The following is a 16,363-nucleotide window of genomic DNA, read 5'->3' on the forward strand; positions in this document are numbered from 1 at the left end:
CAAGTGCGATGTGTTCGCGCGACAAGCAGAAGAACGCATCTACGCCTTAACATAAGCATATTTTCTTTGTCACTGTGTATGAAAGCTTCGCTACTGTAGTTTAATAGAAAACGCTTGTGTTGTTTGTCGGTGTTGGGTAACGTATATGTCTTTTGTCCCTTTGCACATTCACAGTGATTACAGTTTGCTTGATGGCGCCAGTCAGTTACCGGAGTTGATCGATCAAGCACTTGCCCTCGGTATGAAAGCGATCGCCCTCACGGATCATGGTGTGATGTATGGTGCGATCGAACTAATCAAAATTTGCCGCAGTAGAAATATTAAGCCAATTATTGGCAACGAAATGTATATAATTAACGGCGATATCCAAAAACAAGAACGTCGTCCCCGTTATCATCAAGTTGTTTTAGCTAAAAATACAAAAGGTTACAAAAATTTAGTTAAATTAACTACAATTTCTCATCTCAAAGGTGTACAAGGTAAAGGAATATTTTCTCGTCCTTGCATTAACAAAGACTTACTCCAAGAATACCATGAAGGCTTGATAGTTACTAGTGCTTGTTTGGGTGGAGAAATACCCCAAGCAATTCTCAGCAATCGATCCGATGCCGCACGTAAAGTCGCTCAATGGTATAAAGAAGTATTTGGCGATGATTTTTATTTAGAAATTCAAGACCACGGTTCCCAAGAAGATAGAATTGTTAACGTTGAAATTGTCAAAATTGCCAAGGAACTAGGAATTAAATTTATAGCCACCAATGATTCCCATTATATTTCATGTTTCGACGTAGAAGCACACGACGCTTTGCTATGTATTCAAACTGGCAAGCTGATTAGTGAAGATAAACGGATGCGTTATAGCGGCACAGAATATCTTAAATCTGCTGAAGAAATGAGTCAGCTATTTCGCGACCATTTACCAGATGACGTCATTGCCGAAGCTATAAACACTACCGAAGAAGTTGCAGATAAAGTCGAGCCTTACCACAATATTATGGGTGAGCCTCGCATTCCCAATTATCCTATACCATCCGGTCACACTGCTGACACATACGTTGAAGAAGTTGCTTGGCAAGGACTTTTAGAACGATTAAATCGCAAATCGCGTAGCGAAGTTGATGCAGAATATAAAGAAAGGTTGGAATATGAACTAAAAATGCTGCAAAAGATGGGTTTTTCCACATACTTTTTAGTTGTGTGGGACTACATCAAATTTGCTAGAGATAATAAGATTCCCGTCGGTCCTGGTCGAGGTTCAGCCGCAGGTTCTTTGGTTGCTTATGCAATGCGAATTACTAACATTGACCCCGTACATCACGGTTTATTATTCGAGCGTTTCTTGAACCCAGAACGCAAATCAATGCCGGATATTGATACAGATTTCTGCATTGAACAACGCGATAAAGTTATTGAATACGTAACAAAAAAATACGGTACAGAAAGAGTAGCCCAAATTATCACCTTTAACCGACTTACTTCTAAAGCTGTCTTGAAAGATGTCGCCAGAGTGTTAAATATTCCTTATGGCGAATCAGACAGAATGGCAAAGTTAATTCCTGTGGTGCGAGGTAAACCAACTAAACTCAAAGTGATGATTTCTGATACAACCCCAGAACCAGAGTTTAAAGCAAAATATGATAATGAACCGCACGTTCGCCATTGGGTTGATATGGCGATGCGAATTGAAGGAACTAACAAAACCTTTGGTGTTCATGCTGCTGGGGTGGTAATTTCTGCCGATCCTCTCGATGAAATTGTGCCGCTACAAAAGAATAATGACGGTTCTGTGATTACCCAATATTTCATGGAAGACTTGGAATCTATGGGTTTGTTAAAGATGGATTTCTTAGGTTTGCGAAATCTGACGCTAATCGAGAAAACCGTTGATTTAATTAAACAAACTCGTGGATATGATATTGATACAGATGATATCACCCGTCAAGAAAGAAGAGCGCAGCAAATATTAGCAAAAGGTGAACATAGCGTTTTACCAAATGAAGTAAAAAAGGCTTATGAACTTTTAGAAGCTGGGGAATTAGAAGGTATCTTTCAATTAGAATCTTCGGGAATGCGTCAGATAGTGCGCGATTTGAAGCCTTCCAACATAGAAGATATTTCTTCGATTTTGGCGCTTTATCGACCAGGACCATTAGACGCGGGATTGATTCCTGATTTTATTAATCGCAAGCACGGACGAGAGGAAATTAAATACGGTAACTCTATTTTAGAACCCATATTGAATGAAACCTATGGAATTATGGTTTATCAAGAGCAAATTATGAAAATTGCTCAAGATATGGGTGGATATACTTTAGGACAAGCCGATTTAATGCGCCGTGCAATGGGTAAGAAGAAAGTTGCGGAAATGGAAAAGCAACGAGAAAAATTCATTGATGGCTCGGCAAAAAATGGAGTTAATAAACAAGTCGCTGAAAAATTATTCAACGACATGTTAAAGTTTGCGGAATATTGCTTAAGCTATGAAACGGAAGTATTGACGGTAGAATATGGTTTTTTACCGATTGGTAAAATTGTCGAGAAAAGCATTGAATGCAGTGTGTATAGTGTTGATAGTAATGGGAATATTTACACTCAAGTTATTGCCCAATGGCACAATCGCGGTCAGCAAGAAGTTTTTGAATATTGTCTGGAAGATGGTTCAACTATTCAGGCAACAAAAGACCATAAGTTTATGACTGTTGATGGTCAAATGTTACCGATTGATGAAATATTTGAACGCGGATTGGATTTGATGCAAGTTCAGGGTTTGCCAGAATAAATAATTGGCGTAGGGATGGGAATAATTACCGTAGGGAAGACCCCCACGGGCGGGGAGACCCCCACGGGCGGGGAGACCCCACGGGCGGGGAGACCCCCACGGGCGGGGAGACCCCGCCCCTACAGTTCACCTACCCACTATCCGCTGTGAAATATAATCCTAATATTCATCATCGCCGTTCTATTCGATTGCGAGGATACGATTATTCTCTGATAGGTGCATATTTTGTGACGATTTGCACGCAATACCGCGAATGTTGTTTAGGTAACTTGGTTGATGGTGATATGAAATTCACACTTAGGGGTGCGATCGCCTATCGATTTTGGTTTCAAATTCCCGATCGTTTCCCCAATGTTGAATTAGATGAATTTATCGTCATGCCTAACCACATTCACGGAATTATCGTGATTACGGATAAATCCACGGGCGCGGGGGGCGCCGAGGAGGGCGGGGAGACCCCGCCCCTACGCAAACCTACGTTGGGGCAAATTGTTGCTTATTACAAATACCAAACAACGAAAATTATCAATCAAATTGATGATACCCCCGGACATCGTGTGTGGCAACGAAATTTTTACGATCGCATCATCCGCAGAGAACAGGCGTTACACACAATCCGGCAATATATTATTACAAATCCAAATCGTTGGGTAAAAGATCCACACAACCCCCGTAGGGGCGGGGTCTTCCCGCCCTGATATTGGTCTTTTCTTCTGTCTCCAGCGATACTGAGTTAAGATTAATTTTTTGCTCTATATATGTCGAACATGCGTATATTTTTCAATTGGTCTACAAATTTACTTAATTACCTACGTAGCTTGGCAATAATAAGCTTGCTATGTCTGATTTTAGGCTGGTCACTTCCCGCGCAAGCAGCCACCCGCATCAGTCCCAAACTCGAACAGCAAGTTATACAAATCATCCGCGAACATCCAGAGGTACTTATAGAATCTGTCCAAGCATACCAGCAGCAACAACAACAGCAAATACGACAATCACAGCAGGCATTTTTGCAAGATTTACAAATCAATCCCCAATCGGTGATTGGCAATTCTCCTGTTACTGGTTCGCCTAATTCAAAGATTGTCTTAGTGGAATTTTCCGACTTTGAGTGTCCTTATTGTGCTGAGGCTAACAAAACTCTGAAAAAGTTTATGGAAAAGCATCAAGATAAGGTAACGTTAGTTTACAAACATTTTCCCCTGACACCAATTCATGCCCAAGCATTGCCAGCTGCAAAAGCTGCTTGGGCAGCTTTTCAGCAGGGCAAATTCTGGGAATATAGTGATGCGCTATTTTCTAATCAAAAACAACTTGATGAGGCTTTGTATTTAGATATTGCCACAAATCTCAAGTTGGATTTAGACAAGTTTAAAAGCGATCGCTCTTATGCCGATAATGCAATTGTTAAAGATATGCAGCTAGCGCAAAAATTGGGGCTGACTGGTACACCTTTCTTTGTCATGAATGGTGTAACTTTCTCTGGTGCTGTGCAGCTATCAGACATGGAAAAAGTCTTGGCTCGTGCTACTCAGTAATTATCTTTAAAGGCGGGGATACCCCGCCCTAAGCTATCATCGATGTATACAAATTTGTATACAAAATCACAGTATGCAAAGTTCTACCATCAGAATCAGCAGTACATCTCACAATATCCTTAAAGAACTGGCTGCACGCTCTGGGGAGTCGATGCAAGCAATCCTCGATCAAGCGATCGAGCAATACCAAAAGACAAGTGTTTTTAGAGTCAGCTAACCAAGCTTACGCTGCCTTACGCAACAACTCAGAAGCTTGGCAGGCTGAACTTGAAGAAAGAGAAGCTTGGGATATCACTCTAGCTGACGCCTTAGAATGACCATTACAAAGCCATGAAAAAGGGTGTAGGGGGTAGGGTGTGGGGTGTCGGGAACCCCATTATTTAATTATGGGGTTTCAAATAAGGACACCGTATTTCTCGCGCTTTGCGTCTCGAAATACATCTTTTTCTTTTTCCATACTTAAAAGCTTAGGATTGTACCGGAACTTCGGGGCTTTTTCCCTCCCTACACCCTACACCCCAAACCCCACACCCGCCCCGAAGGGGTTTGGTCACTCCTGACAGATATGGCTTGTTGACTTGAATCCCACACGAGGTCACGAACAGGCACAGAAATCGTCCTTGCTTAGTTGTATCGGTAGACTTATTCAATTCCGGGGCATCTGGATTAGCTGTTGTGCTACCGATTACATCTAAAAACAAAGGGATTCCCTTCCACGTTGAAGTTAACCCTCCTGAAGGGGGACTGACACAACGAAGTTATATTAAATGTGAAGATGTCCGCTCTATCAGCATAGAGAGACTTTCCGATTTGTGGGGTGTAATTTCTTCAACCACCATGATGATGGTAGAAGACAGACTACGGATTCTTTTGGGTTTGTAAAGTTGCTGCGATCGCGTCATCGTTTATTATCAATGAGGCGATCGCTAATATTATCGACCTCAGTAAGCTTACTGTTTACGATTTTTTGTTTCCAAGGTTACAACGGATACATTATGCCAAAACCAAATTGGGCATTTAGCCAGTGTTAACCCTGAAAACAGAAATTGTGAGGTAATGAATGCATCGCTTCGGATTGTGTGTAGTTTTCCCGATTGCGTTGATAGCTAGCTTTTCTCATCAGCCAGCAAGAGCAAATACATCTACTTCCCAGTCGGCTGTAGTCCAAGTTAATCCGACTTTGTTAGCTTCTTCAAATTACCTCTCACCTTTAGAAGAACAGGTAATTGCCCAAATGAACAAAGTGCGGACAAATCCCAAAGCATATATCCCGATTATGGAAAGCTATAAAAAGCGTTTCCAAGGCAAACGAGTCAAAATTTCTGGCAATACTTATTTACAAACGCAAGAAGGAGTAAAACCAGTCGATGAAGCGATCGCATTTCTCAAGTCAGTTCGTCCTGTAGGAACTTTGACTACATCTAAAGGGATGTCTTTAGCCGCTAGGGATCACGTTAAAGACCGAGGAGCAAAAGGTGTAACAGGTCATTATGGTGCTGATGGTAGCAACCCTTCTACTCGCATCAGTCGTTATGGAACTTGGCGCATATCCGCTGGAGAAAACATCAGCTATGGTTTAAATACGGCTCAAGATATCGTCATGCAATTAATTATAGATGACGGGGTGCGCGATCGCGGTCATAGAAAAAATATCTTTAACCCTGCTTTTAAAGTCGCAGGAGTCGCTTATGGAACTCACGCCACATACAGAACGATATGCGTGATTAACTATGCTGGGGGATATCGGGACAAGGGACTAGGAAGTAGGGATTAGGGACTAGTAAATAAAGATTTTTTATACATTTAATTCAGTAATTTACCTTAAGGAATTAACTTGAATATTTGGTAAAATTTGTGAAGTTACATGAAGAAGTTGATTATTTACTCCCTGATGATGAAATTACCTAAGAGTGGAATACAATCTCTAAGATTTGACCAACTCAAATCATTAGCTATTTTCTCCAACTCCTCTGTGTTGGAAACTCCTGAAAAAGATGCGGAATTATCTCCACACAAAGAAAATAATCTCTCACCACTCGAACAAGAAGTAATTGCCCAAATGAATCAGGTGAGAACAAATCCTGCTGCTTATGTTGCTGTGTTAGAAAACTATAAAAAGCGCTTTTCAGGCAACAGAGTGAAAATCTCTGAAGGTGTTTTTTTACAGACGACTGAAGGAGTCAAAGCAGTCGATGAAGCGATCGCATTTCTCAAGTCAGTCCGTCCCGTGCAAACTTTAACTACATGCAATAATATGTCTTTAGCTGCGAAAGATCATGTCAAAGACACTGGAAAAATAGGTGCTATAGGTCACGATGGTAGCGATGGTAGTGACGCTTCTACTCGAATGAACCGCTACGGAACCTGGCTAATTACCGCAGGTGAAAGCATTAGCTACGGTTTAAACAATCCCCAGGATATTGTCATGCAGTTAATTATAGATGATGGTGTACCGTCGCGGGGTCATAGAAAAAACATGTTTAACGGCGATTTCAAAGTTGTGGGAATCGCTTACGGAATTCACGCAAAATATAGAAGAATGTGCGTGATTGACTATGCTGGAGGATATCAAGAAAAATAAATTTAATTGCGTTAACGGAGTGACTCTCTAAGAGTATCGCCTCTGTTTCAAAGCGGCTAAGAAAGGAAACCAATTCTCACTGTATGAATCTAATCATATATTGATTGGTTGCTTTCTACTTTTGAGGTTATTGATGCGTCGCATACTATTTTGGGTATTTATCTCTATTACCCTACTAGTTACATCCTGTGATACTGTGTTTGAATCTCACCCTTCTGTACCGGAAACTACTCAAAAAGATTCGCAATTATCCACACGGGAAAATAGCCTCTCGCCGTTGGAAAAACAAGTGATTGTAGAAATGAATAAGGCGAGAACAAATCCTGCTGCTTATGCGGCTATCTTAGAAAAGTATAAAAAGCGCTTTTCAGGTAAACGAGTAAAAATCTCTGATACTGTCTATTTGCAAACGACTGAAGGAGTCAAAGCAGTCGATGAAGCGATCGCTTATCTCAAGTCAGTCCGTCCGGTGGGAACTTTAACTGCATCTAAGGGTATGTCTTTAGCTGCTAAAGATCATGTGAAAGACCAAGGAAAAACAGGTGCAATTGGTCATGATGGTAGCGACAAAAGCGATCCCTTTATTCGCATCAACCGTTATGGAACTTGGCAAAAAACTGCTGGGGAAAACATCAGCTATGGTTCCCACACGGCTCAAGATATCGTTATGCAGTTAATTATAGATGACGGAGTACCATCGCGGGGTCATAGAACAAACATGTTTAACCCCGATTTTAAAGTCGCAGGAGTTGCTTTTGGCATTCACTCGACTTACAGGCAAATGTGCGTGATTGATTATGCTGGAGGATATCGGGACAAGAAACTAGGAACTAGGGATTAGGGACTGGGAAAGAAAGGTTTTTTTATCATCTTGAGAAGAAAATGATTTTTCGATCCTTTAACCTTACCCCTTACCCTTTTCCCTTTTCCCTTTTCCCTTTTCCCTACTTCTAAATGTACCACCCTTATAGTAAAGCCGTTAATCTCAACGTAGAAATCCAAGGCGAAGGATTTCCTATTTTATGCCTGCACGGTCATCCAGGTTCTGGTTCTAGCCTTTCTGTATTTACCGATCGCTTATCAAAACGTTTTCAAACTATCGCCCCAGATTTGCGCGGATACGGCAAAAGTCGCTTTAAAGGTGATTTTGATATGCGCGACCATTTGACCGACTTAGAAGCGCTTCTAGACCGCTTAGGGATAGAAAAATGCTTAGTGTTGGGATGGTCGCTCGGTGGCATTTTGGCGATGGAACTGGCACTAATGCTACCACAGCGGGTGACTGGATTAATTTTGATTGCTACGGCAGCTAGACCTAGAGGAAATCATCCGCCGATTAGTTTGCTGGACAATTTGTATACTGGGATTGCTGCTCTTTTAAACTGTGTAAAACCAGGTTGGCGGTGGAATATTGAGACATTTGGCAAGCGATCGCTCTTTCGTTATCTAATTCAACAACATACACCCACCGCTTACGGCTACATCGCCTCATCAGCGGTGCCGGCTTATTTGCAAACTTCATCCGCTGCCACTCGCGCCCTTTATACTGCGATTCAATCTGGTTACAATCGACTTACAGACTTAGAGCAAATTTTCTGTCCCAGTCTGGTACTCGCTGGTACCGAAGACCGTCACATCACAGTTAATTCCAGTTTAGAAACTGCTCAACACTTGATAAATTGTCAGTGGCAAAGCTACCCAAACACCGCTCATCTCTTTCCGTGGGAAATTCCTGACCAAGTACTGAGCGATATTGACTTTTGGCTGCAACAGCATCCGCAAGTAATAGCTAATAGCCATTAGCTATTAGCTATTAGCTATAAGCCATTCGATTACATTTGACCGCTAAAGGCAGGCTTTACTTTACGGTCAATCCGTTCCCCCAAATCTTCAGCAATTGTTAAAGTACGAGGTTTGCAGCGTTTGACATTTACTGCAATTCCTTGCGCTCCTTCAACTTCCAAATCTTCTACATAGCCTTTGATTGCCGCTTTAGCTTCAGAAGAACTGAGAAATGGTCCAAAGTAGTAGGTGCAACGGGGATTTTCTGTCCCAATCTCTACCCACCAAGCCAAGCCGAAGTTGTCGAACGTGTTAATTAACGCTTCTTTGAGGTTATACCAAATGGGTTTCATAGTTTTCGCCAGTTGATAAGTGTGCTTTTTGGGTGGTAAACGTGTCTTACTGATTTTTTCTCATTTACATTTCTTTATACTCTGTTATTATTCGTTTTCCAAGCGGTTTTTTGTAATTTGTCTAAATGCAACGTATTTAACCAGCGTTGGCGATAAATTTCATAAAGCGCCATACCTGCCGCCACAGAAGCATTCAGGCTAGGAGTATTGCCTTGTAAGGGAATCGACACCAAAACATCGCAAGAGCGTTGTGTGAGCATACTCAAGCCTTCGCCTTCCGAGCCAACTACCAAAACAATCGGAATTGGTTTTTTGTTTTCATCTTTGGGATTGACGAATTCAACGGTATGCAGCGGTACGCTACCACTGACAGCAGTGCCGTAAATCCAAAAATTAGCGGCTTTTAAGGCATCCATTGCGCGGCTGAGGTTAACTACTCTTGCAACCGGAAAGGTTTCTAGGGCACCAGCTGCGACTTTCATCACCGTGGAAGTGATTCCAGAAGCTCGGCGTTGCGGGATTACTAATCCTTGAGCGCCGATCGCTTCGGCTGTACGAATAATTGCTCCCAAGTTGTGGGGATCGGTAATACCGTCAGCCACGACAATTACTGGCGCATCGGTAGTAGAAAAAGCTTTGCTTATTAACTCGTCTAACTCGATGTAGGCGTGGGGAGCAATTTGTGCCGCTATTCCCTGATGATTTGCGTGGTAGGTAATTTGGTCTAAGCGCTTTGGTTCAACTTCATCAATCACCGTGCCGTTGTCTTTCGCTTGCAAAATCAAATTATGAAAGCGGGGATCGTAGCGCAGTTTAGAAGTAATCCAGATTCGATTTAGACCGCGCTGATTTTCTAATGCAGTCAACACTGGATGGCGACCGTAGATTAGATCGCTATCTTCTGTTGATTTTGTTGATGATGCATCAGAGAAACTGCGACGTGGTGGGCGTGAGTCGTAGGAGGCGCCTTCGCTCTTGTTAGATGCAGATGCATTACTGAACTTGCGACGTGGTGGGCGTGAGTCGTCTAAAGCACCTTCACCTATTGGTTTAGATGATGCATCAGAGAACTTGCGACGCAGCCGTGGTTCATCTAAAGCACCTTCACCTATTGGTTTAGATGATGCATCAGAGAACTTGCGACGCAGCCGTGGTTCGTCTAAAGCGCCTGAACCTGATTTAGATGGCGATGCATCAGAGAACTTGCGACGCGGGCGTGGTTGATCTTTTGAGCCTTCGCCATCTTGAGGTCGGGGACGAATCGAACTAGAAATGACACGCTTGCCTTTAATTTTTAAAGATGGTGCGCGATTGGCTTCGCGATTCGAGTTGTTTTTTCTTGGATTTGACATATTACTTTGGTACAAGGATGAAGAGCATCCCAATTTAATCAAGTTGAATTTACACACTCTCAGTTATTATTTTTTTAGTGAGGTATATTTCTCACGGTTTTTCTAGCTGGAGTTTTTGCAGCAGTTCGGTTAAGCGTTGAGAATCGGTAAGATACAAATAACCAATTAAAGTTTCGAGACTAGTTGCTTGTTGATAAACTTCTCTTTCAAGGCGCTTGGGACTTTTTGTAGCGGCATTACGACCGCGCCGAACAATTTCTAATTCTGTGTCTCTCAGATAAGGAGTGAGCGATCGCAATATTTTCGCTTGTGTTTCTGCTCGCACTTGCGCCACGACTAAACGATGGTAAGTTTCCACTCGCTGCGGTGGCAGCAAATAAAACATTCTCATATGAAGTTCATAAACTGCATCCCCCAAATATGCCAGGGCTGCTGGAGAAATTTTTCGCACATCCGAGCGGCAAATCTCTTGAGGTAATTGCTCTGTGGTTGCTTTAATTAATTGGCACGAAGATGAATTTTGCTTGTTTGCTGCATTTGATTCATCTAATAGCTCTTCCTCCTTTGATTCCACAAGTTAATCATTCCTTTCGGCTACATTAATTTTTTCCACAGATTATGGTGCTGATATACCTAGCATAATCAACACTACCAAAATTATTACTAATTTTATCTTTTTAGTTTTAAATTTACATTTAGTTAAATAATTTTCAGATTGGTCTATACTTTACCAACAGGTTTTACCAAGCTTTTGTATCTTTAATTGCGATCCCCAAGTTTGAGTTTATTATTCTTTATTTTAGCTAGTACACCACTAGGCATTTATACGCAATAGCAAAAAGTGGGCGATCGCACTTTTATTTTTATCAGGGAAAATATCTGTTTTGTCGGAAAGTAATAAAAATTAAGCTATCCAGATTTTAACATCGGATAGCTAAATTATATTTGTCAAGCAATTCCCGACTACTTAATGTTTTCTAGAGCCGCATCAACTGATGTTTGCAGCGAGAGAAACTTCTCTAAGCGAACAAGCTTGACTGTTTGAGTAACGCGGGCGTTTGTGACAATTTGCAAAGTGCCTTCGGCGTTTTGAGCCTGCTTGGCTAGCTGCACTAGAGCACCCAAGCCAGAGCTATCAACAAAGTCAATCTGTGAGAGATCCAGAATTATGTGAAGAGGACCTTCATCAATCTTGCTGCCTAGCACCTTGCGAAAAGTCGGTTCCGAAAAGGCATCCAACAGACCTGTGAGACGGAATAGCTGACAGTTATCCCGGACTTCGCGAGTACCTCTCAGGCTCACGGTTAGATTAAGTGGTTCAGCTATAACTCCCTCCTCATCATTAAGGTAAACGTTTAAGTATAGATAATTTTTGAGCAAGTTGTCTACAACTGGCTTCATGAAATAGGGGCATTGGGCATTGGGCATCGGGCATTGGGCATTGGGCATCGGGCATCGGGCATCGGGCAGGGGAGCCAGTGCGGTCTTGGGGTTTCACGCCACTCCCCTCAAGTCGGGAAACCCGCCCACGGGGGTGGCTCCCCAAGTGAAGCATCTGGCGTGGCACTTTGCAGGGAGACAAGGGGGAGCAGCGGGACAATTACCAATTACCAATTACCAATTACCAATGCCCATTGCCCAATGCCCATTGCCCAATGCCCAATCCCTAACCACTTTCTACATTTTTAGCTTACTTCAGCGGCGGCGCGACGTGCTGCTTGCATTGATTGGACAAACTGTTCAAACAAATAATCAGCATCATGAGGCCCAGGACTTGCCTCTGGGTGATATTGTACTGAAAACACAGGTAAAGACTTATGACGCAATCCAGCAACAGTGCGATCGTTTAAGTTCAGGTGGCTGATTTCTACCTGGGTGTCGGTTAAAGAATCTGGGTCAATGGCAAAACTATGATTTTGGCTGGTAATTTCTATCCTTTGTTGCAATCCTGCGGGCTGATTTAAACCGCGATGCCCAAATTTGAGTTTAAAGGTTTCCGCCCCCAATGCATGACCTAAAATTTGGTGTCCCATGCAAATGCCAAAGATGGGTTTTTCCGCAGAAAGCAAAGCTTTCGCGGTTTCAATTCCTTCAGTGACTGTGGAGGGATCGCCAGGACCATTGGAAAGAAAGATACCATCTGGATTGTGTTTGAGAATTTTCTCTGGTGGGGTGTCTGCGGGAACAACGACAACTCGGCATCCGTAAGCAGCTAAACGACGTAAAATATTGCGTTTCACGCCAAAATCAAGAGCGACAACGGTCAAGGACTCTTGAGAATTTGCCACACCAACCGGGTTAAATTCCCAAGTTGCAGTGGTGGGATCTGACCATTCATAAACCGTTGGGGTGGTGACTTCGCGAACCAGATTTAATCCCTTCATACTTGGAGCGGCTTGTACTTTTTCTAACAATTCCGCCTCATCAAGAATTGTGGTGGATATGCCGCCGTTCATCGCTCCAAACATGCGAATTTTGCGGGTGAGAGCGCGGGTATCAATTCCGTAAATACCCGGTACTTGGTGCTGTTTGAGGTAGTCTGGTAACGATTGTGTCGATCGCCAATTACTCGGTTTATGACAAATATTGCGAGCGATCGCACCTTGTACTTGCGGTCGTTTTGACTCCTCATCAAGAGGATTCACTCCAGTGTTTCCTAATTCTGGATAAGTAAAAATAACTATCTGACCGCAGTAACTAGGGTCGGTCAGCACTTCTTGATATCCGGTCATCCCAGTGTTAAAGACCACTTCCCCGATCGCAGTGCCAGTAGCACCGAAAGACCAACCGCGATAAGTAGTTCCATCTGCCAGGACAAGTAAAGCAGGTATTGCGTCAGACAGGGGCATAGGTAAAAAGTAGGGAATTGGGCATGGGGCATTGGGCATGGGGCATTGGGCATCGGGCATGGGGCATAGGTTTGGCTGTGCGTTGCGGAGGTTCCCTCCGTTGTAGCACCTGCCGTCATCGGGCATGGCAAGAATCGTATTAGAACGCGCATCACTTACAGCCACTTCTTTAATTCCCATTGCCCATTGCCCATTGCCCATTGCCCATTGCCCATTGCCCATTGCCCATTGCCCCATGCGAATGTTAATTATCTCATGAGTTGTTCAATTTTGAGTTGTAAGCAAAATTAATTAAAAATTAATAATTAAACAGATAAAATTTTAGGAGGTGCAGAAGTAGATTTCAAGAGCCTTGGGCAGGTAAAATGTCAAGTAATTATGCTTCATTCTTATTTATCCCGTGGATTGCTAATTTTTCTATCAGGCACTTTGGCGGTGTTGAGTTTTGGCTGTCGTGAAGACAAACAAAATACCGCGATCAGTGGCAATGAGCAACCAGCTCAAATGAATAATCTGGCAGCAGAACCTTCCGTTGGTGAAACTGCACCAGCAGCTAGTCCAGAAACAAAATCTCAGACACCAGTCAAGATTGAACCGACTTCTTTTGAGTTGGGGTTGGATAAAGCCATTGGTGGTTTAAGTATTAGTCAATCTGCTCAATCAAGCGCGGATTGGAAGTTGGTAGCGAGTCAATACCAAGATGCGATCGCTCTGATGAAACAAGTTCAGCAAGAAAGTCCGGACTTTGCTCTAGCTCAAAGAAAAATTACTGAATATCAACTCCAAGCCAAATATGCTCAGGAAAAAGCGACTGTTAACCCGCTTTTAACGACATCACCAGAACCACAGAAAATAGTAGTTGCTGTTCCACAAGCATCTGAATTACCAAAGTTCATCCTCCGACGTTTGCCCCAACCTGCACCCGTACAAGTAAAAAAACTACCACCTCCCGTATCGTCGCCGCCACTAGCACTCAACCAAGCCAAAGAAAAAGAACGGCAAGAAGTATTTTCAGTACCCATCAAACGGCGAATTGGCGGCACACCAATTATAGAAGTTACCTTCAATAACAGTCAGCAATTTGAGATGATTGTCGATACAGGAGCGAGTGGTACAGTTATCACTCAGCAAATGGCTTATTCTTTGGGAGTCGTGTCTGTGGGGAAAGCTAAAGCAAACACCGCTAGTTCCAAAGCCGTAGAATTTTCCATCGGTTATGTTGATACCATCGAAGCCGGTGGAGTATCAGTTAATAAAGTAGCAGTAGCGATCGCCGGCTCAGATTTAGAAACTGGACTTCTCGGACATGACTTTTTTGGCAATTACGACCTCACCATCAAACGCGATGTGGTCGAATTTCGCCCTCATGACGATTTACAGCTTAATTCCTCAGAAACTCAACTAACTGTTCCAACTTCGCCCAAGCAGCGCCGCTCTGTAGAATATCCTTAGCCGCACTAACACCTTGGGCATGGTTCATCAACTCAACTGCACCCCCAACTTGCAGCGCTAAAGCCGCATTTAATGCCACTACATCTCGTTGTGCAGCAGTTCCCTTACCTTGGAGTACTGCTTTGAGAATCTCCGCATTTTCTTGAACATCGCCACCCCGTAGCATTCCGATGGGAGCAGGTGTTAAATTTAATTCTTGGGGATTAATACTTGTCAACTGCACTTCACCAACAGACAACACCGCCAAATCGGTTAAATCTCCCAAGCCAGCTTCATCAAGTCTTTCTCGTCCGTGCAAAATAATTGCTTTTTGTGTACCTAACTGCTGTAAAGCTTGAGCAATTGTTGCTAAAAGGTGCGGATCGAATATTCCGATAACTTGCCCAGTCGGACGCAACGGATTTACTAAAGGTCCAAGTAAATTAAACACCGTCCGCACCTTCAAAGTACGTCGCAATGAAGCAACAGCTTTGAGTGCTGGATGCCAACCAGGGGCAAATAAAAAAGTAATCCCCACCTCTTGTAGTGCTGCTTGTACCTTATCGCTAGAGACAGTTAAATTCACACCCAAAGCTTCCAAAACATCCGCACTACCCACGCGACTAGATGCTGAACGATTGCCGTGCTTGGCAACTTTCACACCATATGCCGCAGCCACAAAAGCCACCGCTGTGGAAATATTAAATGTCGATGCACCATCACCGCCAGTACCACAAGTATCGATGAGGGGGGATGGGGAGAGGGGGGGAGGGGGAGTTAGGAGTGAGGAGTTAGGAGTTAAGAGTTCTCCCCCTTGTCCCCTTTGTCCCCCCTGTCCCCTTGTCTCCCTGTCCCCTTGTCCCCCTTGTCTCCCTACAGACTGAGCTTGCAAGACTTCAGCCATTCCTGCCAATTCGTCGGCAGAAACGCCTTTGAAGTGCAATGCTGTAAGAATTGCTCCTGATATTTCTGGGGGAATAGCTTCGTTTAACCATCCTTGCATCAATTCAGCAGCTTGATTGCGAGACAAGGATTCGCGGTCTAATAATTGTTGCAGCAGTGTCCAGCTAGCGGAAAATTCAAGCGCGGGGATGGGGGAATTTGTCATAAATTGGATTCTTCGTAGTAAGCGTTTTAACGCTTAATATGGCATTGATGAAAATCCCGACTTATTCAGCATACCTGGCTTATGCACTGATTTTTAACGGTTTTGCGGGTGCAATCTGATAATATTAGCATTTATTGGCGATGGCAAATGAATAGAAGAGCGTGCGATCGCGCTTGATAACACTATCAAAATCTTTCACTCCTCGAAAATTATCGCTAATACAAAAAGCTTAAAAACCAATGCTAACTTATGAAAAGTGGCTCAATTGCATATTTGGTCGGGCTGCCAATCAACACGTTTCATATTCCAAGTTCGATGCTCGTACAACTGTTGAGTACATCCATAGAACATTAGTACATTCTGGTTCCGATCTGCTTTGCTTTTCAGATAAACAGGTCAAGAATGGAATAAATGCAATTTTCAATAATTCAATTTCGGATATTATCTATAGCTTGAAAGAGCCAACAGTTCCTGCCCAAGCTCGTACAGCAGCTATTCGTGCATCAAAATTCTCTACACTGATTGCTTTGAAAAGCGTGCTAGACCTATTCTAAGTCACTTAGATGAACCTGGAGCTTCACCCATTAACT

Annotated in this window: 17 protein-coding genes; 11 read left to right on the forward strand and 6 right to left on the reverse strand. The window is 43.1% G+C overall.

Annotation, left to right across the window (positions count from 1 at the left end; translation table 11 throughout):
• The first annotated feature begins 145 nt into the window (after positions 1–145).
• The 9 genes from AABK37_RS03100 to AABK37_RS03140 all read left to right on the forward strand — a co-directional run bounded on the left by AABK37_RS03100 (position 146) and on the right by AABK37_RS03140 (position 8,701).
• The gene (locus tag AABK37_RS03100; RefSeq protein WP_432550146.1) at positions 146–2,779 is read left to right on the forward strand and encodes a DNA polymerase III subunit alpha; all 2,634 of its coding nucleotides are present in this window, start codon (positions 146–148) and stop codon (positions 2,777–2,779) included.
• A 146-nt stretch (positions 2,780–2,925) separates the two neighbouring features.
• Positions 2,926–3,477, forward strand: a complete 552-nt coding sequence (locus tag AABK37_RS03105) for a transposase (protein ID WP_432550147.1) — start codon at positions 2,926–2,928, stop codon at positions 3,475–3,477.
• 69 nt (positions 3,478–3,546) lie between these two features.
• Entirely contained in the window at positions 3,547–4,317 is a 771-nt protein-coding gene (locus tag AABK37_RS03110; RefSeq protein ID WP_432550148.1) for a DsbA family protein, read from the forward strand.
• Positions 4,318–4,390: 73 nt separating this feature from the next.
• Positions 4,391–4,534 carry a hypothetical protein gene (locus AABK37_RS03115; RefSeq protein ID WP_432550149.1) on the forward strand — a complete coding sequence of 48 codons (144 nt, stop codon included), beginning with the start codon at positions 4,391–4,393 and terminating at the stop codon, positions 4,532–4,534.
• Between the two features lie 365 nt (positions 4,535–4,899).
• Complete coding sequence (locus AABK37_RS03120; protein ID WP_432550177.1) at positions 4,900–5,199, forward strand: type II toxin-antitoxin system PemK/MazF family toxin; 300 nt, start codon at positions 4,900–4,902, stop codon at positions 5,197–5,199.
• Positions 5,200–5,377: 178 nt separating this feature from the next.
• On the forward strand, positions 5,378–6,091 hold the full coding sequence (locus tag AABK37_RS03125) for a CAP domain-containing protein (protein WP_432550150.1): 714 nt from the start codon (positions 5,378–5,380) through the stop codon (positions 6,089–6,091).
• Between the two features lie 90 nt (positions 6,092–6,181).
• Positions 6,182–6,898 (forward strand): CAP domain-containing protein, encoded by a 717-nt coding sequence (locus AABK37_RS03130; protein WP_432550151.1) that lies wholly within the window; start codon positions 6,182–6,184, stop codon positions 6,896–6,898.
• A gap of 133 nt (positions 6,899–7,031) precedes the next feature.
• Positions 7,032–7,739, forward strand: coding sequence for a CAP domain-containing protein (locus AABK37_RS03135; RefSeq protein WP_432550152.1), 708 nt, complete (start codon positions 7,032–7,034; stop codon positions 7,737–7,739).
• Between the two features lie 113 nt (positions 7,740–7,852).
• Entirely contained in the window at positions 7,853–8,701 is an 849-nt protein-coding gene (locus AABK37_RS03140; RefSeq protein ID WP_432550153.1) for an alpha/beta fold hydrolase, read from the forward strand.
• Positions 8,702–8,730: 29 nt separating this feature from the next.
• Here the strand turns inward: AABK37_RS03140 and AABK37_RS03145 are convergent, their stop codons facing one another.
• The 4 genes from AABK37_RS03145 to AABK37_RS03160 all read right to left on the reverse strand — a co-directional run bounded on the left by AABK37_RS03145 (position 8,731) and on the right by AABK37_RS03160 (position 11,786).
• Complete coding sequence (locus tag AABK37_RS03145; RefSeq protein ID WP_432550154.1) at positions 8,731–9,033, reverse strand: DUF1816 domain-containing protein; 303 nt, start codon at positions 9,031–9,033, stop codon at positions 8,731–8,733.
• Positions 9,034–9,107: 74 nt separating this feature from the next.
• Positions 9,108–10,385 (reverse strand): 23S rRNA (guanosine(2251)-2'-O)-methyltransferase RlmB, encoded by a 1,278-nt coding sequence (gene rlmB / locus AABK37_RS03150; RefSeq protein WP_432550155.1) that lies wholly within the window; start codon positions 10,383–10,385, stop codon positions 9,108–9,110.
• Positions 10,386–10,476: 91 nt separating this feature from the next.
• The gene (locus AABK37_RS03155; protein WP_432550156.1) at positions 10,477–10,959 is read right to left on the reverse strand and encodes a Mini-ribonuclease 3; all 483 of its coding nucleotides are present in this window, start codon (positions 10,957–10,959) and stop codon (positions 10,477–10,479) included.
• A gap of 389 nt (positions 10,960–11,348) precedes the next feature.
• The gene (locus AABK37_RS03160) at positions 11,349–11,786 is read right to left on the reverse strand and encodes an STAS domain-containing protein (protein WP_432550178.1); all 438 of its coding nucleotides are present in this window, start codon (positions 11,784–11,786) and stop codon (positions 11,349–11,351) included.
• A 33-nt stretch (positions 11,787–11,819) separates the two neighbouring features.
• On the opposite strand from AABK37_RS03160, the gene AABK37_RS03165 reads away from it, so the two are divergent.
• Positions 11,820–12,074, forward strand: a complete 255-nt coding sequence (locus AABK37_RS03165; protein WP_432550157.1) for a hypothetical protein — start codon at positions 11,820–11,822, stop codon at positions 12,072–12,074.
• Here the strand turns inward: AABK37_RS03165 and carA are convergent.
• Entirely contained in the window at positions 12,071–13,234 is a 1,164-nt protein-coding gene (gene carA, locus AABK37_RS03170) for a glutamine-hydrolyzing carbamoyl-phosphate synthase small subunit (RefSeq protein WP_432550179.1), read from the reverse strand. The two genes, AABK37_RS03165 and carA, sit on opposite strands and share 4 nt — an antisense overlap.
• A 378-nt stretch (positions 13,235–13,612) precedes the next feature.
• Here carA and AABK37_RS03175 point away from each other — a divergent pair, with 378 nt between their 5' ends.
• On the forward strand, positions 13,613–14,686 hold the full coding sequence (locus AABK37_RS03175; RefSeq protein ID WP_432550158.1) for a retropepsin-like aspartic protease family protein: 1,074 nt from the start codon (positions 13,613–13,615) through the stop codon (positions 14,684–14,686).
• Here the strand turns inward: AABK37_RS03175 and trpD are convergent.
• Positions 14,616–15,773: an anthranilate phosphoribosyltransferase gene (gene trpD, locus AABK37_RS03180; RefSeq protein WP_432550159.1), complete on the reverse strand. Its 1,158-nt coding sequence runs from the start codon at positions 15,771–15,773 to the stop codon at positions 14,616–14,618. The genes AABK37_RS03175 and trpD overlap by 71 nt on opposite strands.
• Between the last annotated feature and the right edge of the window lie 590 nt (positions 15,774–16,363).

Origin of the sequence: Tolypothrix sp. VBCCA 56010 (assembly GCF_050875635.1) — a bacterium.
Lineage (GTDB): Bacteria > Cyanobacteriota > Cyanobacteriia > Cyanobacteriales > Nostocaceae > Hassallia.

Bases quoted from the DNA above. Each gene is read 5' to 3' on its own strand.
- AABK37_RS03100 (WP_432550146.1), top strand. From the start codon at position 146: ATGTCTTTTGTCCCTTTGCACATTCACAGTGATTACAGTTTGCTTGAT.
- AABK37_RS03110 (WP_432550148.1), top strand. From the start codon at position 3,547: ATGCGTATATTTTTCAATTGGTCTACAAATTTACTTAATTACCTACGT.
- AABK37_RS03115 (WP_432550149.1), top strand. From the start codon at position 4,391: ATGCAAAGTTCTACCATCAGAATCAGCAGTACATCTCACAATATCCTT.
- AABK37_RS03125 (WP_432550150.1), top strand. From the start codon at position 5,378: ATGCATCGCTTCGGATTGTGTGTAGTTTTCCCGATTGCGTTGATAGCT.
- AABK37_RS03130 (WP_432550151.1), top strand. From the start codon at position 6,182: ATGAAGAAGTTGATTATTTACTCCCTGATGATGAAATTACCTAAGAGT.
- AABK37_RS03135 (WP_432550152.1), top strand. From the start codon at position 7,032: ATGCGTCGCATACTATTTTGGGTATTTATCTCTATTACCCTACTAGTT.
- AABK37_RS03140 (WP_432550153.1), top strand. From the start codon at position 7,853: ATGTACCACCCTTATAGTAAAGCCGTTAATCTCAACGTAGAAATCCAA.
- AABK37_RS03145 (WP_432550154.1), bottom strand. From the start codon at position 9,033: ATGAAACCCATTTGGTATAACCTCAAAGAAGCGTTAATTAACACGTTC.
- rlmB (WP_432550155.1), bottom strand. From the start codon at position 10,385: ATGTCAAATCCAAGAAAAAACAACTCGAATCGCGAAGCCAATCGCGCA.
- AABK37_RS03160 (WP_432550178.1), bottom strand. From the start codon at position 11,786: ATGAAGCCAGTTGTAGACAACTTGCTCAAAAATTATCTATACTTAAAC.
- carA (WP_432550179.1), bottom strand. From the start codon at position 13,234: ATGCCCCTGTCTGACGCAATACCTGCTTTACTTGTCCTGGCAGATGGA.
- AABK37_RS03175 (WP_432550158.1), top strand. From the start codon at position 13,613: ATGCTTCATTCTTATTTATCCCGTGGATTGCTAATTTTTCTATCAGGC.
- trpD (WP_432550159.1), bottom strand. From the start codon at position 15,773: ATGACAAATTCCCCCATCCCCGCGCTTGAATTTTCCGCTAGCTGGACA.